A 22,990-nucleotide genomic window follows, 5' to 3' on the forward strand; every position below is an offset into this window, starting at 1 on the left:
TGCGGGCGAGGCAGCGCGTGTTTCGCCCTGCCCCGCCCGCACGTCAGTTCCGTGACAGCTTACGCTTCGACCGACGCTTCCGGCTGCGGCTCGACGCTCAGCGCCTCTTCGGCCGGCGGTTCGTCCATCGCGCCGAGGTCGCGGCCCGAATAGGCAGCGGCCTGCTGACCACCACGGGTCGCGGCGATCGCGATCGCTTCGCAGTACAGACGGATCGCACGGCTGGCGTCGTCGTTCGCGGGAACCGGGAAGGCGATGCCGTCGGGCGAGACGTTCGAATCGAGGATCGCGACGACCGGGATACCCAGCGTGTTGGCTTCCTTGATCGCCAGCTCTTCCTTGTTCGCGTCGATCACGAACATGATGTCGGGAATGCCGCCCAGATCGCGGATACCGCCGAGCGACAGCTCCAGCTTGTCCTTCTCGCGGGTCAGGTTCAGCACTTCCTTCTTGGTCAGGCCGTGCGTGTCGCCCGACAGCTGCTCTTCGAGCGCCTTCAGACGCTTGATCGAGTTGCTGATCGTCTTCCAGTTGGTGAGCATGCCGCCCAGCCAGCGATGGTTGACGAAATGCTGGCCCGACTTGCGGGCTGCCTCGGCGATCGGCTCCTGCGCCTGACGCTTGGTGCCGACGAACAGGACCTTGCCGCCCGACGCGACGGTCGACGACACGAATTCCAGCGCGCGTGCGAACAGCGGCACGGTCTGCGACAGGTCGAGGATGTGGACGCCGTTACGATCGCCAAAGATGTACGGCTTCATCTTCGGGTTCCAGCGATGGGTCTGGTGGCCGAAGTGCGCGCCCGATTCGAGCAGGGCCTGCATGGTGACGACAGGTGCCGCCATAGGATAAGTCCTTCCGGTTGATCCTCTGGGAAGCAGGAACCCTGTCGAGCCAAAGGCTCGGGCACCGGTATGTGCGCTTCCCATGTGGGGTTGAGAGCGGCGCCGTTAGCGCAAAACGTACCAACGATCAAGCCTTGACGTTGGAACGATATGAGAACATTAAGGGTTCAGAAACGGACCATGGAACCGTGGTTCGGCGAAGATGTTGCACCTTTTGCGGTTTTTTTTGAAATCGCATGTCCCGGGGAGTTTCGAGATGGCCCTGTTCGCTTATGCTTTGTTCGCCGCCGCGTTCCTGATTGCCGTTGGAACGATCGTCGCCACCATTTTGCCGGCGAGCGGCCGCATCCTGCGCCTGCTGCGTCAGGGGCCGGAATGGACGATCGATCCGCTGCCGCCGGTCCGCCTGACGTCGCGCCGCGGCGTGATCCGGCAGCGTGCAGTTACGGCCGCGCCGCAGCCGCTTCGCGTTGCCGCTTGATCCGACCGTAGCTGCGGATGCTGAAGGGTAGCGTCGCCAGATAGGCGACGCACACCACCGTCAGCGTCTGCCACGGCGCCGAAACCAGCGCCGCCGCGACGACGACCAGCGCAACGATCGCCTCGAACCGGATGTTACGGCGGAGCTTGAGCGACGACCAACTGAACGTCGCGAGGCTGGATACCATCAGGAACGCGACGAACGCGACCCATGGCGCGACGATCCAGGGCGAGCGGAAGATTTCCTCGCCGCTCCAGATCCAGGCATAGAGCGGCAGCATAGCTAGCCCCGCACCGGCCGGGGCGGGAATGCCGGTAAGGAACCCGGCGGATTTGTGCGGTTGGTCGACGACGTCGATCCGCGCATTGAAACGTGCGAGCCGCAACGCGGTGAACACCGCATAGATCAGCGACACGATCCAGCCGACCCGCGGTTCGTTGAGTAACGCCCACAGATACATGATGAGAGCCGGCGAAACGCCGAACGAAATCGCGTCCGACAAGGAGTCCAGTTCCGCACCGAACCGGCTCTCTCCGCGCAGCATCCGTGCAACGCGACCGTCGATGCCGTCGAGCACCCCGGCGAGCAACACCATGAGAACGGCACGTTCCCATTCGCCGCCGATCGCAAAGCGAATGCCGGTCAGTCCGGAACATAGCGCCAGCGCGGTGACAGCGTTGGGCGCGAGAGCGCGCAGCGGGATGCCGCGGACGGGCAAGGGACGCCGCATCTTACTGCGCGATCCCGGTAGGCGCGGGCAGACCCGGCCGACCGAGCACGGTTTCCCCGGCGACGCTGCGCTGGCCCAGCACGACCTGCGGCTCGATGCCATCCGGCAGGAACACATCGACCCGGCTGCCGAACCGGATCAATCCGACCCGTTGTCCCGCGGCAACGATATCGCCCGGCTTCACGAAGCCGACGATTCGACGCGCAACCAACCCCGCAATCTGCGTGAAGCCGACGCGCTGCCCGTCGAGGCTTTCGACCACGACATGCTGCCGCTCATTCTCGTCGCTCGCCTTGTCGAGATCGGCGTTCAGGAACTTGCCCGAGATATAGACCACCTGTCGGATCGTCCCCGCAATCGGGGTGCGGTTGATATGGACGTCGAACACCGACATGAAGATCGACACGCGCACCAGCGGTTGATCGCCAAGCCCGTTCGGCCCGCGCAGTTCGGGCGGCAGGTCGACGCGCTGGATCATCGTCACCAACCCGTCGGCAGGCGCGACGATCAGCCCGTCGCCCTGCGGCGTGGTCCGCACCGGATCGCGAAAGAACGAGGCGACCCACAACGTCACCAGCCCCATCGGCCATGCCAGTGTCTCCCACGCCATGAAGGCGAAGAAGGCGGTGACGGCAGCGGCGATGAGGACGTATTTGCGCCCTTCGGGATGTACCGAGGGCCAGCGCCACTTGACGGTCGTGGTGCCGACCGCGGGCTTTTCGAGCGATGCCATGAAGCGTGGTGTACCCAAGGCAAGCCGTGCTGACAACCGCCGCGCACCCGCGACGCGGTTGATCCTTGCCGACCGACCCCGTAAGGCCGCGCCAATCGCAACAGAAATCGAGAGCAGGCGCATGGCGAAGATCAAGGTCAAAACCCCGGTCGTGGAGATCGACGGCGACGAAATGACCCGCATCATCTGGGCATGGATTCGCGAACGGCTGATCCAGCCCTATCTCGAAATCGACCTCGATTATTACGACCTCGGCATCGAGAAGCGCGACGAAACCGACGACAAGATCACCGTCGACAGCGCCAAGGCGATCCAGAAGTACGGCGTCGGCGTGAAGTGCGCGACGATCACCCCCGACGAGCAGCGCGTCGAGGAATTCGGCCTGAAGAAGATGTGGCGTTCGCCCAACGGCACGATCCGCAACATCCTGGGCGGCGTGGTCTTCCGCGAACCGATCGTCATCTCGAACGTGCCGCGCCTGATCCCGGGCTGGACCAAGCCGATCGTCGTCGGCCGTCATGCGTTCGGTGACCAGTATAAGGCGACCGATTTCAAGGTTCCCGGTGCCGGCAAGCTGACCATGAAGTGGGAAGGCACCGACGGCCAGGTGATTGAGGAGGAAGTGTTCGACTTCCCCGCCGCCGGCGTAGCCATGGGCATGTACAATCTCGACGAATCGATCCGCGATTTCGCCCGCGCGTCGATGAACTATGGTCTCGGCCGCGGTTGGCCGGTGTATCTGTCGACCAAGAACACGATCCTGAAGGCCTATGACGGCCGCTTCAAGGATATCTTCGAGGAAGTGTTCGCGACGGAATTCAAGGACCAGTTCCAGGCGGCGGGCATCGAATATCAGCACCGCCTGATCGACGACATGGTCGCATCGGCGCTGAAGTGGCATGGTGAATTCGTCTGGGCCTGCAAGAACTATGACGGCGACGTGCAGTCGGATCAGGTCGCGCAGGGCTTCGGCTCGCTGGGCCTGATGACCTCGGTGCTGATGTCGCCGGACGGCAAGACGATCGAGGCGGAAGCGGCGCACGGCACCGTCACCCGCCACTATCGCCAGCATCAGCAGGGCAAGGCGACCTCGACCAATCCGATCGCGTCGATCTTCGCATGGACCGGCGGCCTGAAGTATCGCGGCAAGTTCGACGATACGCCGGAAGTCACCAAGTTCGCCGAGACGCTGGAGCGCGTCTGCATCGAGACCGTCGAAGCGGGCCACATGACCAAGGATCTGGCGATCCTGATCGGCCCGAACCAGCCGTGGATGACCACCGAACAGTTTTTCGAACAGGTTCGCGTCAACCTCGAAGCGGCGATGGGCTCGCAGGGCTGAAACGCCCCGCCCTCGCAGCCAGTCGAACGGCGTCCATCCCAACGGATGGGCGCCGTTCGTGCGTTAGCGGTTGCCGCGACCGTGCCGCATCCGCAACAATGGCCCTATGCCGTTGCCGATAGATTCCACGCCGTTCAGTGATTCGCTGGTCATTTTGGGGGCCGCGGGCCTCGTCATTCCCGCCTTTGCCCGTTTCCGCGTCAACCCGGTGATCGGGTTCATCCTCGTCGGCGTGCTGGTCGGCCCTTACGGCCTCGGCGCGCTGGTCGACCGGGTGCCGTGGCTGTTTCACATCACCATCACCGATCGCCATTCGATCGAACCCTTTGCCGAATTCGGCATCATCCTGCTGCTATTCTCGATCGGCCTCGAACTGTCGTTCAAACGGCTCTGGGCGATGCGCCGGCAGGTGTTCGGGCTGGGCGCGGCGGAGCTGCTCGGCTCGGGGCTGCTCATCGGTTTGGCGCTGATGGTCATGGGACAGGCGAGTGCGGGCGCGATCGGCCTCGGCCTTGCGCTGGCGCTGTCGTCGACCGCGCTGGTGCTGCCGATGGCGGGCACGACCGGACCGGTCGGGCGCACCGCCTTTGCCATGCTGTTGTTCGAGGATCTCGCGCTGGTCCCGATCATCTTCGCGCTGGGCGCGCTGGCACCGACCGCCAGCGACGACGGCTGGGCAGGCCTTGCCAACACCGCGCTATGGGGCGGGGTCAGCGTCGCCGCGCTCTATCTGGCCGGGCGGTTCATCCTGCCGAAGCTGTTCGCGCAGGCCGCACGGACGAAAAGCCCCGAACTGTTCCTGTCGGCCAGCCTGCTGGTCGTGATCGTCGCCAGCCTCGTCACCACCGCCGCCGGCCTGTCGCCGATCGTCGGCGCGCTGCTTGCCGGCCTGCTGATCGCCGAAACCGAATATCATAGCGAGGTCGAGGTCATCACCGCGCCGTTCAAGGGGCTGGCGCTCGGCGTGTTCCTCATCACCATCGGCATGAGCCTCGATATCGCGACGATCATCGAGAATTGGCCGGAACTGCTCGGCGCGATCGCCGGTGTCGTCGTGCTGAAGGCGGTGGTGACCAGCGCGCTGCTCTGGGTCAACGGGGTGCGTCCCGGCACCGCGACCGAAACCGGCCTGCTGATGGCCAGTCCGTCCGAGACCACGTTGATCGTGCTCGGCGCAGCGACGCAGGCGCAGTTGATCCAGGCATCGACCGCCGCCTTCTGGCAGACGGTGACCGCCATCGGCCTGACGATCACGCCGCTGCTGGCGATGCTCGGCAAGCGCGCATCGCGGCGGATAGAGCGGCGGACCGGGACCGAGGAGGCTCCGCCGGTAGATCCTACCGGATCGGGCGTGGTCATCATCGGCTTCGGCCGGGTCGGGCGACTGGTCGCCGAGATGCTGAAAACGCATGGGAAGCGCTACATCGCGGTCGATTCGGACATCGATAACGTCGCAGCGGCGCGGGCGGAGGGGCATCCGATCCTGTTCGGCGACGTCGCGCGATCCGAACTGGTCGACCGGCTCGATCTTGGGCGGGCGACCGCGCTGGTCCTGACGATGGACGATCCGGTACTGACGGTGCGTCTGACGCGGCGGGTGCGCGGATGGGTGCCGAACCTGACGATCCTCGCCCGCGCCCGCGATGCGGCCCATGCCGCGGAGCTTTATGCGGCAGGGGTCAGCGATGCGGTGCCGGAAACGCTCGAAAGCTCGCTGCAACTGTCCGAAGCGGTGCTGGTCGATCTCGGCGTCGCGATGGGGCCTGTGATCGCCTCGATCCACGAAAAGCGCGACGAACTGCGTCAGTCGATCCGCGAACAGGCCAGCATCGAACGCGAACCGCGCATCCGCCGGTTGCGCCGGGTCGACGACCCGGCGTGACGGTTCAGCCGCGGCCGATCAGGCGGCGGGCGATGGCGTCGGCGACTTCGGAGTGCGGACGGCCGCTGGCGTCGCTTTCGTCCCACACCTCGACCAGCCGGTCGGGGATGCGGGCGATGCGGCTCTCGACCTCGGCACGGTCGCCCTGCCCCAGATATTCCAGCGCGACGTTGATGATGCCGCCGGCGTTGATGACGTAATCGGGCGCATAGAGGATGCCGCACTCCTGCAGGCGCTTGCCGTCCCCCGCCGTCGCCAGCTGGTTGTTCGCACCGCCAGCCACCGCCTTGCACTTGAGCGCTGCGATCGTCGCTTCGTCGAGTACCGCGCCGAGCGCGTTGGGGCTGACGATATCGGCCTCCAGCGTCAGCACCGACGCCGGATCGGCGGTGGTCGCACCCAGTTCGCTGGCGAGCGCTTCGGCCCGCGCTTCGTTGACGTCGGCGAGCGTCAGTACCGCGCCGTCCTTCGCCAACAGCCGCGCCAGCCCGCCGCCGACCGAACCGACGCCCTGCACCGCGACGCGAACGCCGCGCATGTCGTCGCTGCCGAGCGCCCGCTTGGCCGCCGCGCGGACGCCCAGATAAACGCCCATCGCGGTGAACGGCCCCGGATCGCCGCCGGCATTGCCGGCCGCGACCGGCAGGCCCGACACATATTTGGTCGCGCCGGAGATAGTGATCATGTCGGCTTCGGACATGCCGACATCCTCGGCCGTCACATAACGGCCGCCGAGCGATTCGACCGCGCGCCCGAAGGCTCCGAGCAGTTCGGGGGTCTTGGCGCCGCCCTCGGGCGCCAGCACCACGCCCTTGCCGCCACCCATCGGCAGGCCGGCCATCGCGTTCTTGAAGCTCATGCCGCGCGACAGGCGCAGCGCGTCCGTGACCGCCGCGTTGCTGCTGGCATAGCGCCAGAAGCGGACCCCGCCCGCCGCCGGTCCGAGCGCGGTCGAATGAACCGCGATGACGCAGCGCAGGCCGGTCTTATGATCGGAAAAGAGATGGATGCCTTCGTGATCGTCGAAGTCGGGATAGCCCCAATCGGTCTGCACGGCGGCGGCTCCAGCGCTGTAAGGAATGGGGCGACCGACGGGACTTGAACCCGCAACTTCCGGCATCACAAGCCGGCGCTCTAACCAATTGAACTACGGTCGCCGTGGAAGGGCGCGCTTAGCCGGGCCGTGCGCATCGGTCAAGCAGTGGCGTGCCGACAATCGTTCTGGCAGGAAAAAGTCCATGGAATCGACCCTCCCATCCGCCCCGCCCCGCGCGAATCTCGGCTCCGGTTTTCCCGGCGAACCGGTCGTCGACCACATCATGTCCCGTCCGGGCGTACAGCGGGTGCCGAGCGCCAAGCTGTCCCTCTTCATCCGACGCGGCCTCATCCCGGTCGATCTGTGCAATGAATTGATCGCGCGGATCGACGCCAAACGACGTCCGTCGACAATCGCCGATGCCAATGGCGACCCGACCTTTCGCACCAGCGAGACCTGTGACCTCGACTCGGGCGACCCGGTCGTTGCCGCCGTCGAATCACTGATCTTCGATTTCTGTGGCCTCGACCCGGCGCATGGCGAGCCGTTGCAGGGGCAGCGCTATGCCGTCGGGCAGGAGTTCAAGGCGCATACCGATTATTTCGATCCGCAGGGTGGCGACTTCACCCGCTATTGCTCGGTCGCCGGCAACCGGACATGGACGGTGATGCTGTACCTGAACCAGCCGGGCGCGGGCGGTGCGACGCGGTTCAAGGCGATCGAAAAGATCGTTCAGCCCGAAACCGGCAAATTGCTGGCGTGGAACAATCTGCGCGCCGATGGCAGTCCCAATCCGGCGACGCTGCACCATGGCATGAAGGTGCGCGACGGCACGAAATATGTGCTCACCAAATGGTTTCGCGAACGCCCCTGGGGATAAGCGAACGGGCCGCCGGCATCGCTGCCGACGGCCCGTCCCTACCCCATCGTTCGATCAGAACTGGGCGGTGATGCCGAGCGAGAACACCCGGCCCAGACCGTAGCGGTTGATATAGACCTGATTGCCGCCGAAATTCTGGCTCTCGCTGTAGCGTGTACCGGTCAGGTTGCGCGCTTCGGCCTTCACTTCGAGCTGCGCACCGGCAACTTCGAAGCCCTGCCGTCCGACCAGATCGAGGCGAATGCCCGGACGCTCGACGATATCGGGCTGGAACCCGTCACCCGACAGGTTCGACGGACCACGATTGGTCACCCGATCGCTGGCATAGTTGAACAACAGCGTCAGCTGCGACAGTGCCGCCGTATCCTCCACGCCGATCTGGACATTGACCAGATGGTCCGACTGACCGGTCAGCGGTGCGCCGTCGCGGAACAGCCGGCTCGCCTGACCGAATCCGGCCTGACACCCGCCGATACCCGGCGACCCCAGCGCCGCCGCCGGATTGGGCACACAGGTGCCGTCCGCAGTGATCTGCGACTGGGTATAGGTATAGTTGGCGAGCAGCAGCAGACGCCGCGTGGCGAAGAAATTGCCGAGCCCGCTCAGCGGCACGTATTTCTGCGCCTCGATCTCGGCACCGTACAGCGTCGCCTTGGGCAGATAGGTGAAGCCGGTCTGCAACGTCGCATCGGGGCTGGGATAGAAGCCCGCCTGTTCGATCGGGTTGTCGATCCGCTTGTAGAAGCCCGCTGCGGTGATGCGCTGATCGCGGCCGAAGAAATATTCGTAACGGCCTTCGAGGTTCCACAGCTCGGAATCGCGCAGATTCGGGTTACCGAAGAACAGGCGATCCGAATCGGGATCGCGGAACTGCTGCGGCGCCAATTCGCGGAACTGCGGCCGCGAGATCGTCTTCGCGCCGCTGAGCCGGAACTGCATGTCCGACGCGAAATTCCACGTCAGCGTCCCGGCCGGCAGCCAATAGGCATTCTTCAGGATCGTCGGCGTCAGGTTGATCGGCGTGACCTGCTCGTTCGCCGTTTCGTAGCGGACGCCGGCCACCGCACGCAGCCCGTCCGACACCTCGGCTTCCGCCTGGACATAGCCGGCATGGATTTCGAGGCTGGCGTCATAGGCATAGGCACCGGCCTGGGTATTGAACTGCAATTCGATCGTGCAGGCACCGGTGCCGCGCTGCGGACAGGCGTTGAACAGCGAATCGGGCGACAGCAGATAGTCGGGCCGCAACAGATTGTTGGGGAAGCCCGGCGCGGTACCGGCACCGTCGCTGGTCTGGTAATTGAATTGCAGACGACGCGACGAACGATCGGTATTCGAATAGAAATAACCCGTCGAAATGGTCATCGGGCGATCGGTCGGCAGCTTGTAGGCGAGGTCCGCCTGTCCCGTGTACAGGTCTTCGTTCAGCTCGCTGAACACCACGCTGGCGAAGGGCGAGAAGCGCTGCGTCACCTGATAGGCGCCGTTGCAGTTGAAGCCGCGCGATACCGGGGCGTCGGTCACCGTGATCGGGTAGCCGTTGGTGGTCCGGTTCGAGCATAGATAGTCGAACTGGCGCTCATAGGGCGCATTACGCTTCGAATTGGCGAAGGCACCGCGTGCGTCGAATTTCAACGCGTCGGTCAGCTTGAACTCGCCGACCAGCTGGCTTTCAATCAGCTGACGTTCGAACCAGTTGGTGTTCTGCTGCACGCGTAGGCCGCTGAAATTGTTATAATTGTCCGACGCCGCCAGACGCCCCTGCTTCAGCGTGTCGTGGATGTAGACGTTGGTCCAGCGCAGCGTGTTGTCGTTGAACTCATAGCCCAGTCCGACCAGGCCGTTGGCGACGACCCGGTTGTCGGTCAGCACGGTGCGGAAGTCGTTGCGGACGGTGCCGTTCTCGCTGACGCTGTCCTGCTGGGTCGCATCGCGCGTGCGGAAGGTGTTCGACAGGCCGAGCGACGCGATGACGCCCAGCCGGTCGCTGCCGATATCAAACACCGATCCGCCAGCGATTTCGCCCGACAGATTGGCGGGCAGCTGGTTGTTGACCTGCAACAGCGAGGTGCGGGCATTGTCGAGCTGGGCGACCTGCGCGACCGGGATCAGACCCGAACCCTTGTCAGCATTGCGGATGAACGACGGCACGCCGCGGGTTCCGTCGTCATAGCCGATCCAGTCGCTCTTGCCGCCGGCATAGACATAGCCGAGCTCGCTGGTCGTGACCGTATCGGCGGCGATCGATCCGCCGATCGACAGGAAGTTCTTCTTGGGGATCGCCTTCGACGTCAGGTTGATGACGCCGCCGCCGAATTCGCCGGGGAAGTTGACCGAATAGGTCTTCTGCACCAGCGCCGAGCCGACGATCGAGGTCGGGAAAATGTCGAGCGGGACCGAGCGGCGCAGCGGCTCGGGGCTCGGCAAGGGCGACCCATTGAGCAGCGACGACGAGTAGCGATCGCCGAGACCACGGACATAGACGAAGCCGCCGCCGACGACCGACAGGCCGGTCACGCGGGTCAGCGCACCGGCAATGTCGCCGTCCCCGGTGCGGGCGATGTCGGCTTCGGACAGGACCGATACGATCTGCGGCGTGGCGCGGACCACGTTCGGGATATTGCGACCGACGACGACGATTTCCTCACCGGCGGCTTCATCGAAGCCGGGCGACGAAACTTCGGCCGGGGCGTCGCTCGTCGTACCGTCCTGCGGCGCGGAGGTCGCGGTATCGGGATCGGTGCCGGTCTGCACGACCGGCGGCGTCGCGGCGGCGGGAGCGGCGGGCGTGGTCGACTGTGCCAGCACGGCCGGCGCAACCAGTTGCGACGTCAGGAGAAGGAGTGTTGCGTAAGCGCGGCGGTGCTGCATGACCGTTGATCCACCTTGAATATCTGAAAGAGCGAATGCCGGGACGGGCGTATCGGCCCGCCCCGGCATCGGCGTGTCATCGCGAGCTACGCGACGGGTCGGATCAGCGGCCCTGGCAGGCGAAGTAGACCGACGAGAATACCGGCGGGCCGGCATCCTGCTTGGTGGTGTCCGCCGCACGGATCGTCGAGCGATCCGACGCGCTGGCTTCGCCGGCGATCAAGTTGATGCAGGCGACGTTGCCGACCGACTTCACCACGCCATTGACGTAGCGCATGTCCGAACCGCCCCGCTGACGGATTGCCGCCGGGGCGAGCGCGGTCTGGATGAAGGTGAAGTTGGCGTAGGTGCTGTAGGTACGCGGCAACAGGTCTTCGCCGTTGTTCGAGTCGATCTCGGTCGAGAACGAGTCGGCGGTCGCGCCGAGCACGCGCTGCGCCGCGATCATGAACTGCATGAAGCCACGATAGCCGTTGTCGATGTCGAAGCCGTCGTCGTCGGCGCCGGTGATGGCGATGTACTTCAGGTTGGTGGTGCCACCGAAGATTTCGATGCCGTCGTCAGCCGAATTGTGGCTCTGGATATGATCCAGCACGGTGCCGCTGCCGGTACCACCCAGCGTCAGGCCCTGCAGTTCGTTGCCGTCGCTGATCGCGATGCCCGAATAGCGGATCTGGACGTAGGACATCTGGCCCGAATTGTCGGCGGCGTTCGGCCCGCCATAGAAGCGGCCGGTGACGCCTTCGATCGCCTGCTGGCAGGTGGTCGACGAACCGTCGGCGTTGTTCGGTCCGGTACCGGTGGCGCAGACCGCGGTCGGCGCACGGCCGAGCAGGATGATGCCGCCCCACTGGCCCTGCGACGCGTCCGATACGCCGTTGTTCACCAGATTCTGCTGCGAGGTGAAGATGATCGGCGCGTCGCGGGTACCGATCGCCGAGATCTTCGAACCGCGGTTCACCAGCAGCAGGTCGTTGGTATTTTCCGACGAATCGGCGGCGATCACCGAACCGGCGGCGATCGTCAGCGTCACGCCTGCGGGACCGGTACTGCCGAGATCGGTGCCGACTTCGGTCTGGCCGCGCAGACGATACACGACGCCGGCAATCTTCGGCAGCGACAGGTCGGTCGTGATGTTCTGCGGCAGGCGGCAGTAGCGGAAAGACGGGCTCGACGAACTGTTCGTACCGTCATCGATCGTGCCGGTCGGGCAGACCGAGGTCGCGGCGGCATAGGTGCCGATCGACGGCACCGCGGTGCATCGTGCACCCGAACCGCCGAATTCGGCCGAGGTCGAGTTGCAGGTCCAGCCCTGGAAGGCGGTGTCGGTCGGCCCGTTCAGCGCGCCGACATAGTTGGTGCTGGTGAAGAAGCTGTTGATCGTCGACGGATCGGTCGCGGTCGTCAGCGATGCGGCGCCGACCGGATACACGCCGTTCAGCACCGAACCGACGCCGTTCACGTTGTTGTTGGTACCGGCGTTGACGATCGCCAGCTGTTCGTCCGACGTGATCGTGATGCCGTTGACCGTCGTTTGCGCGGCGAACTGCGCCGCGGTGATCGCGCTCGGCGCGGTCGAGGTCGGGGTCGGCGTGGGGGCCGGTGCCGGCACGGTCACGTTGATGCTGCCGGCGCCCGGCGACGCAACGCCGTCGGCGCCGCTGCACCCGGCGAGCGCCGCGCAGGCCGTCGTCGCCATGAGAATAAAGCCGAAGCGCTTGCTGCTGGCCATCACCGATGAAACTCCCGAAAACTTGGTTGGTCGTTATGCGGGCGCGAGACCCGGCGATCGTCCAAGGCTCCCCCTTCGGCCGACCCACGGTCGCCGCGTTAGGGATGCTCCATGACGGGAACATGCGATTCCGGTGAAGTTTCGGAGACGTTATGGTTTCGGTTTTGTGACAGCGGATAAAGTCCGGGCACGTTAGCCCGAATCAGAAACGGCCGCCCGGCTCGTAGCCTCTGAACAGAGGTCTGACGTGCCGGACGGCCGTTGATCTGGTGGGCGCGACAGGGATTGAACCTGTGACCCCACCCGTGTGAAGGGTGTGCTCTACCGCTGAGCTACGCGCCCGGAAACCCGGAGGCCGGCTCCCTAAAGGGGTCCGGCCGTGGTGTCCAGAACTTAATTCACCGAGTCCTTCAGGCCCTTGCCGGCCTTGAACTTCGGCTGCGACGACGCCTTGATCGTCATCGGCTCGCCAGTGCGCGGATTACGGCCGGTCGATGCCTTGCGCTTCGATACCGAGAACGTCCCGAATCCGACGAGACGCACTTCGTCGCCCTTCTTGAGCGCCGCCGAGATGACGTCGAATACCGCTTCGACCGCCTTCATCGCATCGCCGCGGGTGAGCCCCGAATGGTCGGCGACCTGCCCGATCAGCTCCTGCTTGTTCATCCCGTGGAACCCCCTTCGTCTCTGAAAAAATATGACCAGACTCGAACGCGGCAATAAGGCCGCTCCGTCGAACGCTGTCAAAGCAAATTGGCATTGTTAGCGCAATCCAATGGATTGCGTAGCGTCGCTGGCGTACGTCGGTTCGACGATGCCGGCGGGACGTCGTACCCGTCCCGCCGGCTCCGATCAATGCGGTCGCGATTCGGCGATACCGGGTACCGGCAACGGCGGTTGGGCGGCCAGATCGTCCGCTTCTGTCCAGTCGATCGCGGTCAACGGCTCGGTCAGCGCGAGTCGCAGCACCTCGTCGACATGCGACACCGGGATGATCTCGAGCCCGCTACGGATGTTCGCGGGGATTTCCGCCAGATCCTTCTCATTCTCGACCGGGATCAGCACGGTGGTGATGCCACCGCGCAACGCCGCCAGCAGCTTCTCCTTCAGCCCCCCGATCGGCAACACCCGACCGCGCAGCGTGACTTCACCGGTCATCGCCACCTCGCGCCGCACCGGCACGCCGGTCAGCGTCGATACGATCGACGTGACAAGCCCGATGCCCGCCGACGGACCGTCCTTCGGCACCGCCCCTTCGGGCAGATGAATATGCACGTCCTTGCGGTGGAACAGGCTCGGCTTGATGCCGTATCCCGGCGAGCGCGCCTTGACATAACTCCACGCCGCCTCGACCGATTCCTTCATCACGTCGCCGAGCTTGCCGGTGGTCTTGACCGACCCCTTGCCCGGGACAGTGACGCTTTCGATCGTCAGCAACTCGCCGCCGACCTCGGTCCATGCCAGGCCGGTGACGGCTCCGATCTGATGCTCTTCCTCGCCGACGCCGAAGCGATATTTGCGGACCCCGGCAAATTCGGAAAGGTTTTCGGGCGTCACCGTAACCGACGCCGCCTTGCCCTCAAGGATCCGGCGCAGCGCCTTGCGCGCCAGCTTGGCGATCTCGCGCTCCAGCGTCCGCACCCCCGCCTCGCGGGTGTAATAGCGGATCAGGTCGCGCAATCCCGCCTGGGTCAATTCAAACTCGCCGCTCTTCAGCCCATGCGCATCGACCTGCTTGGCGACCAGATGCCGTTCGGCGATCTCGACCTTTTCATCCTCGGTATAGCCCTCCAGCCGGATGATCTCCATTCGGTCGAGCAGCGGCTGCGGCAGGTTCAGCGTGTTCGCGGTGCAGACGAACATCACGTCAGACAGATCGATATCGATCTCCAGATAGTGATCGTTGAACTTCGCATTCTGTTCGGGATCGAGCACCTCGAGCAGCGCCGACGCCGGATCGCCGCGGAAATCCTGGCCCAGCTTGTCGATCTCGTCGAGCAGGAACAGCGGGTTCGACGCGCCGGCCTTGCGCAGGTTGGTCACGATCTTCCCCGGCAGCGACCCGATATATGTCCGGCGGTGGCCACGAATTTCGGCCTCGTCACGCACCCCGCCCAGCGACTGGCGGATGAATTCGCGCCCGGTCGCCTTGGCGATCGACTTGCCGAGGCTCGTCTTGCCGACGCCCGGCGGACCGACGAGGCACAGGATCGGCCCCTTCAGCTTGTTGGTCCGCGCCTGCACCGCCAGATATTCGACGATCCGGTCCTTGACCTTCTCCAGCGCGTAATGGTCTTCGTCGAGCACCGTTTGCGCAACGGCGATGTCCTTCTTCAGCTTGGACTTCTTGCCCCATGGCAGACCGAGCAGCACGTCGAGATAGTTGCGCACGACCGTCGCCTCGGCGCTCATCGGCGCCATCGTCTTCAGCTTCTTCAGCTCCGACGTCGCCTTGGTCCGCGCTTCCTTGCTCAGCTTCAGTGTGGCGATCTTCTGAGTCAGCTCGGCGATCTCGTCGCCGTCGCCATCCTCGCCCTCGTTGCCGAGTTCGCGCTGGATCGCCTTCAACTGTTCGTTGAGATAATATTCGCGCTGGGTCTTCTCCATCTGCCGCTTCACGCGGCTGCGGATCTTCTTCTCGACCTGCAGCACGCCCAGTTCGCCTTCCATGAAGGCGAACACCATCTCCAGCCGCTTGTGCGGATCGGACTCGACCAGCAGCGCCTGCTTGTCGGCGACCTTGACCGCGATATTGCCCGCGACCGCATCAGCCAGGCGCGAGGCGTCGTCCAGCTCGGACAGCTGGACCGCGGTTTCGGCCGGCAGCTTCTTGTTGAGCTTGGCGTAATTTTCGAACTGGTCGACCACCGAGCGCATCAGCGCCTTCAGCTCGGCACTCGGCTGTGCGACGGCTTCGGCGACGCGTTCGTCCATGCCTTCATCGGCATCTTCCAGCGTCGTGTCGCCAGCGCCCGCCGGGGTGACCGTCGCCACCAGATAATTGTCGACCGTTTCAAGATCGGTCAGCGTCGCGCGCGCCTTACCCGACACCAGCACGCGGACGGTGCCGTCGGGCAGCTTCAGCATCTGCATGACTTCGGCCGACACGCCGACGTCGTAGAGGTCGTCGCGCGCCGGATCGTCCTCACCCGGATCGAGCTGCGCCACGAGGAAGATTTCCTTCGATCCCGCCATCGCCGCTTCCAGCGCGGCTACCGACTTGTCGCGTCCGACGAACAGCGGCACGATCATGTGCGGAAAGACAACGATATCGCGCAGCGGCAGCACCGGCAGCTTCAGCGGCTCGGACGAAACGGAATTGGTATTCTCGGACATGGACACTCCACGACCCGGCCGAACTGCCGGACCCACACACCTATATGGTGGTGATTACCGCCCCATCAATCTCCGGTCGATGGGAAGCTGAATCGTGACATATTCTCTGGCGTTATCGCTTGCTGCAGCAATGGTGCAGGCCCCCGCCCCCAAACTCCCCCCCATCCCGCCCGTCCACCCGATGACATTGCGGTCGGGCGGTGAGGTCGCGCCCGAACGCGCGGCGTTGCGATTGGCCCATGTCGATCTGGCGATCGAAGCGCTGCCTGCACGCCGTGCGCTGTCCGGCCGGGCGGTGCTGACGATCGACGCGCAGGCAGCGACGCCACGGATCGTCATCGATCTCGACGATGCCTTCACGGTTTCGGCGGTTTCGATCGACGGGACCGCACTGCCGAACGCGCAGTGGCATCAGCGTGACGGTCAGATTGCAATCGACCGCGCGCTCCCCGCCGGGCAACGCATGACGGTCACGATCCATTATGCCGGGCAACCACGTGTCGCCAAACGGGCGCCATGGGACGACGGCTTCGTATGGAGCGAATGGCAGGGCAAGCCATGGTTCGGCACGACCGCGCAGCTGACCGGGTGCGATTTGTGGTGGCCCTGTCTCGATTTTCCGGCGGGTGAGCCGGCGGCGGCCGACCTGCACTTCACCGTGCCCGCCGGTCTGTCGGCCCCCGCCAATGGCGTGTTGCGCGGTATCGACCGGCTGCCCGACGGGCGGACGACATGGAACTGGCATTCGGGATCGGTGAACCCCTATGCATTGGCGATCAGCGTCGGCCCCTATGGAGAGATCAAGGGCGAGTATCGCAGCCGCTACGGCAACATCATCCCGCTACAGCTTTGGCACCTGACGGGCAAAGAGACGCAAGCGGCACAGTTGTTCGCCGAATTCGCGCCGACGCTCGATTTCTTCGAACGGGTCATCGGCCCCTATCCCTTTGCCGATCAAAAGGTCGGTGTTGTCGAGACGCCCTATCTCGGCATGGAGCATCAGACGATCAACGCTTATGGCAATGGTTACAAGCCTGCGCCCGAAGGGTTCGACTGGCTGTTCCAGCACGAATTCAGCCATGAATGGTTCGGCAATCAGATGACAGCGGCCGATTGGGACGATTTCTGGCTGCATGAATCGTTCGCCGCCTATATGCAGCCGCTCTATGCCAAGTGGCGCGAGGGCGACGCCCGCTACATCGCGATGATGCTGATCCAGCGCGACCGGATCGCCGCCAAGGTGCCAGTCGTGTCGGGCGTGCCCCGCACCGCGCGGGCGATGGAGGGGAAGGCCGGACCCGGCACTGACGTCTATTTCAAGGGCGCATGGATGTTGCACAGCCTGCGACACCTGATCGGCGACCGGGCCTTTTTCGCCGCGACCCGGCGGCTGGTCTATGGCCGTCCCGATCCACGGCCGGGCAATTTCCGCCCCCGCCTCGCCACCACGCGTGATTTCGAAGCGGCGGTGGCGCAGGAGAGCGGACGCGATCTGCGCTGGTTCTTCGACGTCTATCTGCGGCGCGGCACGCTGCCCGAATTGACCGAAACCCGCGACGGCGAAACACTGACGCTGCGGTGGAAGGTGCCAGGCGACGGCCCCTTCCCGCTACCCGTCGAGGTGGAGGTTGACGGCGTCGTGCGGACGCTACCGATGACCGATGGCAGCGGCTCGATCCTCCTGCCGGCCGATGCGCATGTCGTGATCGACCCGATGGCGCGTTTGCTGCGCCGGTCGATCGCGGTCGAACGGATGCAGGCACCTATTGCGAAGCCGAACGTTGCAACCTCATGAAACAGCTTGGAAAACGATCGGCCGAAATGGCCGCGACCTTCATGATCGGCGACGGGATGCTCGGCCTGTTGCAGCCGCGCCGCCATGTCGAACTGTGGCAGGAGCAGGCGGGCGGCGCCGAATGGCTGGTCCGGCCGTTCGTCGGCCATCCCGGCCGTCGCCGCGTCTATGCCCTGTTGCAGATTGCCGCCGGGCTGGCGCTCGCCGCCCGGCAGGTCAGGGGACGACCGTGACGAAGATATAGGCGGCGAAGATCGTCAGGTGGACGATACCCGCCAACACCGTCGTCCGTCCATTGCCCAATGTCAGCGTCGACACCAGCAACGACAGCGCGAACAGCACCGTCGACTTGCCGTCGATACCGAGCGACAGCGGCCAGCCCATGACCAGCGACACGATCGCGACGCTGGGAATAGTCAGCCCGATCGTCGCCAGAGCGGAACCCATGGCGAGGTTCAGACTGGTCTGGAGCCGATCCTTGCGCGCCGCCTTCACCGCCGCGAGGCTTTCGGGGGCCAGCACCAGCGCAGCGATCAGGATACCGACCACCGCCAGCGGCAGTCCGGCGCCCAGCACGGCCGCCTCGATCGTCGGGGACAGGTCCTTGGCAAGCAACACCACCCCGACCAGCGCGACCAACAGCACGGCGAAGGCGATCCACGCGGTGCCGGCACTCGGCGGCTCGGCATGCGCATCCTTCGGGAGCGACCCGTCGGTCGCCGGCAGGAAATAATCGCGGTGCCGCACCGTCTGCACCATGACGAACGTCGCATACAGGATCACGGACACCACTGCGACGAACGCCAGTTGCGACGCCGACAGCGTCGGCCCCGGCACCGTCGAGGTATAGTTGGGCAGCACCAGCGACATCACCGCCATCGCCGCCAGCACCGACAAGGCAGCACTCACGCCGCGCAGGACGAAGCGTTGCTCATGGTGTCGGATACCGCCGACCAGGACGCAAATGCCGACAATGAAGTTCAGGATGATCATGATCGCCGCGAACACGGTATCGCGCGCCAGCGTTGCGACATCGCCGGACCCCGACAGCATCAGCGAAACGATCAGCGACACCTCGATCACCGTCACCGCCACGGCCAGCACCAGCGTCCCGAACGGCTCGCCGACCTTGTGCGCCACGACTTCGGCATGGTGGACCGCGGCGATCACGCACCCGATCATCACGACTGCCGCCAGTACGGCCCCGGTTCCGCCGGCCTTGGCCAGGTCGATAAGGATCGCGATCAGGCCGAGCATCGGGATGAGCAAAGACCACCATGGCAAGGCCGTCCGGTCGAGCAACGCCCGCTTCGTCGCGGGCGGGACGACCGCTTCCGAATGCTCCACCGCCATCATCGCATCGTGATCATTTGCTGCCGACATCATGCCTCCATGTTCGTTACGGTAAAGCAACCCATGGTCGGAGCGATGTTTCCCTGTCGATCGGATTATCCCGTCCGTTAGCGACCGATCGTATCGATCCAGTCCGGCAGTTCGGCCAGCGACGCCAACTGTCGGAAACGGTCGTGCTCGGCCGGTGCCGGCGCCGCCTCATGCGACCATGCCAGAGCTTGTGGCACGAACGCCGCCCATGCCCCCGCGGCAAGTGCGGGCAACACATCCGACCGCATCGAATCGCCGGCCATCACCGCTCGGTCGGCGGCCACGCCATAGCGTTCGAACAGGCGGGTGAAGGTTTCGGTCGTCTTGTCGCTGACGATCTCGATGCCCGAAAAGCGATCGCCGAGGCCCGACGCCGCCAGCTTCGCCTCCTGGTGCAGCAGGTCGCCTTTGGTCACCAGCACCAGCCGGCCGCGTTCGGCCAGTGCGTCCAGCGTCGCTTCGATGTCGTGCAGCAGTTCGACGGGATGCGCCAGCAGCCGCCGCCCGGCGCTAAGCAGATCAGCGATCACACCGCTCGGCAGCCGCTCGCCGCCCAGTTCGAGCGCGGTTTCGATCATCGAAAGCGTGAACCCCTTGGCGCCATAGCCATAGAGCTTCAAATTGCGCGCCTCGCACGCCTCAAGCGTCTCAATCGCCACGTCGGCGGCCGCAAAGGGTTCGAGCATCGCGACGAAGGCGTCCTGCGCTTCTTCGAAATGGCGCATATTGTGCCATAGCGTGTCGTCGGCATCGAGGCAGATGAGTTCGATCGGCATGACGAAGCCGGTACCCGACGAATCGGCCCGTCGAAAGCCCGCACAAACGAAAATGGGCGCCGGTTGCCCGACGCCCATGTAACCGAAAGTCAGGGATGCAGCCTACGCCGCGTCGCCTGCCTTCTTCTTTTCGGCATAGACGCGGACCGGTTCCTTGCGTCCCTCGATCACGTCCTTGTCGACGACAACCTCGTCGACACCGTCCATCGACGGCAGGTCGAACATCGTGTCGAGCAAAATCCCTTCGAGGATCGAGCGAAGTCCGCGCGCGCCGGTCTTGCGCTCGATCGCCCGCTTCGACACCGATACCAACGCCTCGTCGTTGAAGCCGAGCTTCACCCCCTCCATGTCGAACAGCTTCTGATACTGTTTGACCAGCGCGTTCTTCGGTTCGGTCAGGATCTTGATGAGTGCCGCCACGTCGAGATCCTCGAGCGTCGCAATCACCGGCAAGCGGCCGACGAATTCGGGGATCAGACCGAACTTCAGCAGATCCTCCGGCTCGGTCTGGCGCAGCACCTCGCCGGTGCGGCGCTCTTCGGGTGCCGCGACATAGGCACCGAAGCCGATCGACTTGCCCTGCAGACGATCCGCGATGATCTTTTCGAGACCCGCGAACGCACCGCCGCAGATGAACAGGATGTTCGTAGTATCGACCTGCAGGAACTCCTGCTGCGGGTGCTTGCGACCGCCTTGCGGCGGGACCGAGGCTGTGGTGCCTTCCATCAGCTTGAGCAGCGCCTGCTGCACGCCCTCGCCCGACACATCGCGCGTGATCGACGGGTTCTCGGCCTTGCGGCTGATCTTGTCGATTTCGTCGATATAGACGATGCCACGCTGCGCCCGCTCGACATTATAGTCCGACGCCTGGAGCAGCTTCAGGATGATGTTCTCGACATCCTCACCGACATAGCCGGCTTCGGTCAGTGTCGTGGCATCGGCCATGGTGAACGGCACGTCGAGAATTCGTGCCAGCGTCTGCGCCAGCAGCGTCTTGCCGCAACCGGTCGGGCCGACGAGCAGGATGTTCGACTTCGCCAGTTCGACGTCGGCGCCCTTCTGCCCATGGTTCAACCGCTTATAGTGGTTGTGGACCGCGACCGACAGCACGCGCTTCGCCTGCTTCTGCCCGATGACGTAATCGTCGAGCACGTTGCAGATTTCCTGCGGCGTCGGAACCCCGCCATCCTTCTTGGCGACCAGTGCCGACTTCGTTTCCTCGCGGATGATGTCGTTGCACAGTTCGACGCATTCGTCGCAGATGAACACGGTCGGACCCGCGATCAGCTTACGCACCTCATGCTGCGATTTGCCGCAGAACGAGCAGTACAGGGTGCTCTTGGAGTCGCCGCCGCTGAGCTTCGTCATTCAATTCATCTCCCGCGTCGCCGTGACGCGTCTTTCCGCCTGTCAGGATACACACAGGCTTGTATCCGGCAATGCCTTAAAACTTTACCCGACCGCGCCGCCGGTTGAGGCGCGGTCGGCTAGGCCGCTTACGCCGCCGGGGTGGCTTCCTCGGGCGCGCCCGGACGCTTGTCGAACACCTGATCGACCAGCCCGAACGCCTTGGCCTCTTCCGCCTCGAGGAAGGTATCGCGGTCCATCGCCCGTTCGATCTCCTCCAGCGGCTTGCCGGTATACTTCACGTACAGCGCGTTCATCCGGTCCTTGATCCGCTGGATTTCCTTGGCCTGGATCTGGATGTCCGACGCCATGCCCTGCGCACCGCCCGAGGGCTGATGGATCATGATGCGGGCATTGGTCAGCGCCACGCGCATGCCCGGCTCGCCCGCCGCCAGCAGGAAGCTGCCCATCGACGCCGCCTGCCCGATGCATACCGTGCCGACGCGCGGGCGGATATATTGCATCGTGTCATGGATCGCCATGCCGGCCGTCACCACCCCGCCCGGCGAGTTGATGTACATCCAGATATCCTTCTTCGGATTTTCCGATTCGAGGAACAGCAGCTGGGCGGTGATCAGCGAGGCCATATGATCCTCGACGCCACCGGTCACGAACACGATCCGTTCGCGCAGCAGGCGCGAATAGATGTCGAAGCTGCGTTCGCCGCGGCTCGACTGTTCGATGACGATGGGGACGAGGGCGTCGTGAATATCGTGCATTGGGTTCCCGCTGAGTAGATTTCGCCCCCTACATCGGCGCTCGCGAGAGGCGACGCAAGAGGCGACCCTGCCGCAGCGCACCCGGAAAGATGGTTAGTGGTCGCCGGGTGCCCGATGCGCGAGATAGGCGAGCCGTCGCACCTCGCGCCGCCCGCGCACCACCGTGTCGAGGATCAACCCCGAAAACAGGCAGAGCGACGCGAGAATGACGAGGCCGGTGGCGAGGATCGCCGTCGGGAAACGCGGCACCAGCCCGGTCTGCGCATAGGTGATCGCCAGCGGCACCGCGAGGATCACCGCCAGCACGGCCAGCGCCAGCCCGATCGCCCCGAAGAACCACAAGGGCCGCTCGATCCGGTACAGCGTCGCGATGGTGCGGGCGATGCGAAAGCCATCGCCATAGGTCGACAGCTTCGACGCCGATCCTTCCGGTCGCGCGAAATAGCGCGTCGCGACTTCCGCGACCGGCATGCGGAGTTCCAGCGCATGGACGCTGATCTCGGTCTCGATCTCGAACCCGGCCGAAAGGGAAGGAAAGCTTTTCACGAACCGTCGTGAAAATACCCGGTAGCCCGACAGGATATCGGTGAAACTCCGTCCGAACAGCCGTGCCAGCATGCCGGTCAGCATCGCGTTGCCGAACCGGTGCCCCCGTCGATAGGCCAGCACCGCCTCGCTCACCCGCTGTCCGACGACCATGTCGAGCTGTTCGTCGACCAGTCGCGCGACCAGTTGCGGCGCAGCCTCCGCATCATAGGTCGCGTCGCCATCGGCCATGACATAGATATCGGCATCGACATCGGCGAACATGCGCCGCACGACCGCACCCTTGCCCTGCAACCGCTCGGTCCGCACTACGGCGCCCGCGGCGCGTGCGACTTCGACCGTCCGGTCGGTGGAGTTGTTGTCATAGACATAGACGGTCGCCTGCGGCAGCGCGGCGCGGAAACCGGCCACGGTCGCGGCGATCGCGGCTTCTTCGTTGTAACAGGGCAGCAGGACGGCGACGGTCATGGACATGGCGGGCCGTACAACATCCCGC

At 64.7% G+C, this 22,990-nt stretch carries 19 protein-coding genes and 2 tRNA genes; 6 read left to right on the forward strand and 15 right to left on the reverse strand.

Going from position 1 to position 22,990, the window contains the following annotated elements:
* Positions 1-59: 59 nt before the first annotated feature.
* Positions 60-845, reverse strand: a complete 786-nt coding sequence (gene rpsB / locus ACZ1JS_RS06950; RefSeq protein ID WP_345875614.1) for a 30S ribosomal protein S2 — start codon at positions 843-845, stop codon at positions 60-62.
* Positions 846-1,101: 256 nt separating this feature from the next.
* Here rpsB and ACZ1JS_RS06955 point away from each other — a divergent pair, with 256 nt between their 5' ends.
* The gene (locus tag ACZ1JS_RS06955) at positions 1,102-1,326 is read left to right on the forward strand and encodes a hypothetical protein (RefSeq protein WP_465168307.1); all 225 of its coding nucleotides are present in this window, start codon (positions 1,102-1,104) and stop codon (positions 1,324-1,326) included.
* Here ACZ1JS_RS06955 and ACZ1JS_RS06960 read toward each other — a convergent pair.
* A complete protein-coding gene (locus ACZ1JS_RS06960) occupies positions 1,289-2,056 on the reverse strand; it encodes a CDP-alcohol phosphatidyltransferase family protein (protein WP_465168308.1) in 768 nt (255 codons plus the stop codon). The genes ACZ1JS_RS06955 and ACZ1JS_RS06960 overlap by 38 nt on opposite strands.
* 1 nt (position 2,057) lies before the next feature.
* The gene (locus tag ACZ1JS_RS06965) at positions 2,058-2,789 is read right to left on the reverse strand and encodes a phosphatidylserine decarboxylase (RefSeq protein WP_465168309.1); all 732 of its coding nucleotides are present in this window, start codon (positions 2,787-2,789) and stop codon (positions 2,058-2,060) included.
* Between the two features lie 121 nt (positions 2,790-2,910).
* On the opposite strand from ACZ1JS_RS06965, the gene ACZ1JS_RS06970 reads away from it, so the two are divergent.
* Positions 2,911-4,131: an NADP-dependent isocitrate dehydrogenase gene (locus ACZ1JS_RS06970; protein ID WP_345875610.1), complete on the forward strand. Its 1,221-nt coding sequence runs from the start codon at positions 2,911-2,913 to the stop codon at positions 4,129-4,131.
* A 106-nt stretch (positions 4,132-4,237) separates the two neighbouring features.
* Positions 4,238-6,013, forward strand: coding sequence for a cation:proton antiporter domain-containing protein (locus tag ACZ1JS_RS06975; protein ID WP_465168310.1), 1,776 nt, complete (start codon positions 4,238-4,240; stop codon positions 6,011-6,013).
* 4 nt (positions 6,014-6,017) lie between these two features.
* Here the strand turns inward: ACZ1JS_RS06975 and ACZ1JS_RS06980 are convergent, their stop codons facing one another.
* Together ACZ1JS_RS06980 and ACZ1JS_RS06985 are read right to left on the reverse strand one after the other, a co-directional pair.
* Positions 6,018-7,067 (reverse strand): Glu/Leu/Phe/Val family dehydrogenase, encoded by a 1,050-nt coding sequence (locus ACZ1JS_RS06980; RefSeq protein WP_465168311.1) that lies wholly within the window; start codon positions 7,065-7,067, stop codon positions 6,018-6,020.
* 26 nt (positions 7,068-7,093) lie between these two features.
* Positions 7,094-7,170, reverse strand: a tRNA-His gene (locus tag ACZ1JS_RS06985).
* A gap of 81 nt (positions 7,171-7,251) precedes the next feature.
* Here ACZ1JS_RS06985 and ACZ1JS_RS06990 point away from each other — a divergent pair.
* A complete protein-coding gene (locus tag ACZ1JS_RS06990) occupies positions 7,252-7,929 on the forward strand; it encodes a prolyl hydroxylase family protein (protein ID WP_465168312.1) in 678 nt (225 codons plus the stop codon).
* A gap of 54 nt (positions 7,930-7,983) precedes the next feature.
* On the opposite strand, the gene ACZ1JS_RS06995 is transcribed toward ACZ1JS_RS06990, so the two are convergent.
* The 5 genes from ACZ1JS_RS06995 to lon form a co-directional block, all read right to left on the reverse strand.
* On the reverse strand, positions 7,984-10,800 hold the full coding sequence (locus ACZ1JS_RS06995) for a TonB-dependent receptor domain-containing protein (protein ID WP_465168313.1): 2,817 nt from the start codon (positions 10,798-10,800) through the stop codon (positions 7,984-7,986).
* Positions 10,801-10,903: 103 nt separating this feature from the next.
* Positions 10,904-12,532, reverse strand: a complete 1,629-nt coding sequence (locus tag ACZ1JS_RS07000) for a hypothetical protein (RefSeq protein ID WP_465168314.1) — start codon at positions 12,530-12,532, stop codon at positions 10,904-10,906.
* A 267-nt stretch (positions 12,533-12,799) separates the two neighbouring features.
* A tRNA-Val gene (locus tag ACZ1JS_RS07005) sits at positions 12,800-12,874 on the reverse strand.
* Positions 12,875-12,925: 51 nt separating this feature from the next.
* Positions 12,926-13,198, reverse strand: coding sequence for an HU family DNA-binding protein (locus ACZ1JS_RS07010; RefSeq protein WP_055756411.1), 273 nt, complete (start codon positions 13,196-13,198; stop codon positions 12,926-12,928).
* Positions 13,199-13,384: 186 nt separating this feature from the next.
* On the reverse strand, positions 13,385-15,868 hold the full coding sequence (lon, locus tag ACZ1JS_RS07015) for an endopeptidase La (RefSeq protein ID WP_465168315.1): 2,484 nt from the start codon (positions 15,866-15,868) through the stop codon (positions 13,385-13,387).
* Between the two features lie 181 nt (positions 15,869-16,049).
* On the opposite strand from lon, the gene ACZ1JS_RS07020 reads away from it, so the two are divergent.
* Entirely contained in the window at positions 16,050-17,663 is a 1,614-nt protein-coding gene (locus ACZ1JS_RS07020) for a M1 family metallopeptidase (RefSeq protein ID WP_465168316.1), read from the forward strand.
* Positions 17,660-17,896 (forward strand): hypothetical protein, encoded by a 237-nt coding sequence (locus ACZ1JS_RS07025; RefSeq protein ID WP_465168317.1) that lies wholly within the window; start codon positions 17,660-17,662, stop codon positions 17,894-17,896. Before ACZ1JS_RS07020 ends, ACZ1JS_RS07025 begins: the two co-directional genes overlap by 4 nt.
* Here ACZ1JS_RS07025 and ACZ1JS_RS07030 read toward each other — a convergent pair.
* The 5 genes from ACZ1JS_RS07030 to ACZ1JS_RS07050 form a co-directional block, all read right to left on the reverse strand.
* Positions 17,880-19,049, reverse strand: coding sequence for a calcium:cation antiporter (locus ACZ1JS_RS07030; RefSeq protein ID WP_345875601.1), 1,170 nt, complete (start codon positions 19,047-19,049; stop codon positions 17,880-17,882). The two genes, ACZ1JS_RS07025 and ACZ1JS_RS07030, sit on opposite strands and share 17 nt — an antisense overlap.
* 74 nt (positions 19,050-19,123) lie before the next feature.
* Positions 19,124-19,822, reverse strand: a complete 699-nt coding sequence (locus tag ACZ1JS_RS07035) for an HAD family hydrolase (RefSeq protein ID WP_465168318.1) — start codon at positions 19,820-19,822, stop codon at positions 19,124-19,126.
* Positions 19,823-19,924: 102 nt separating this feature from the next.
* Entirely contained in the window at positions 19,925-21,190 is a 1,266-nt protein-coding gene (gene clpX / locus ACZ1JS_RS07040) for an ATP-dependent Clp protease ATP-binding subunit ClpX (RefSeq protein WP_055756400.1), read from the reverse strand.
* A gap of 128 nt (positions 21,191-21,318) precedes the next feature.
* Positions 21,319-21,948, reverse strand: a complete 630-nt coding sequence (locus ACZ1JS_RS07045; RefSeq protein ID WP_242117705.1) for an ATP-dependent Clp protease proteolytic subunit — start codon at positions 21,946-21,948, stop codon at positions 21,319-21,321.
* Positions 21,949-22,041: 93 nt separating this feature from the next.
* On the reverse strand, positions 22,042-22,968 hold the full coding sequence (locus ACZ1JS_RS07050) for a glycosyltransferase family 2 protein (protein ID WP_465168319.1): 927 nt from the start codon (positions 22,966-22,968) through the stop codon (positions 22,042-22,044).
* Positions 22,969-22,990 lie beyond the last annotated feature (22 nt).

The sequence above is a fragment of the Sphingomonas sp. BL-S-05 genome, assembly GCF_055521695.1.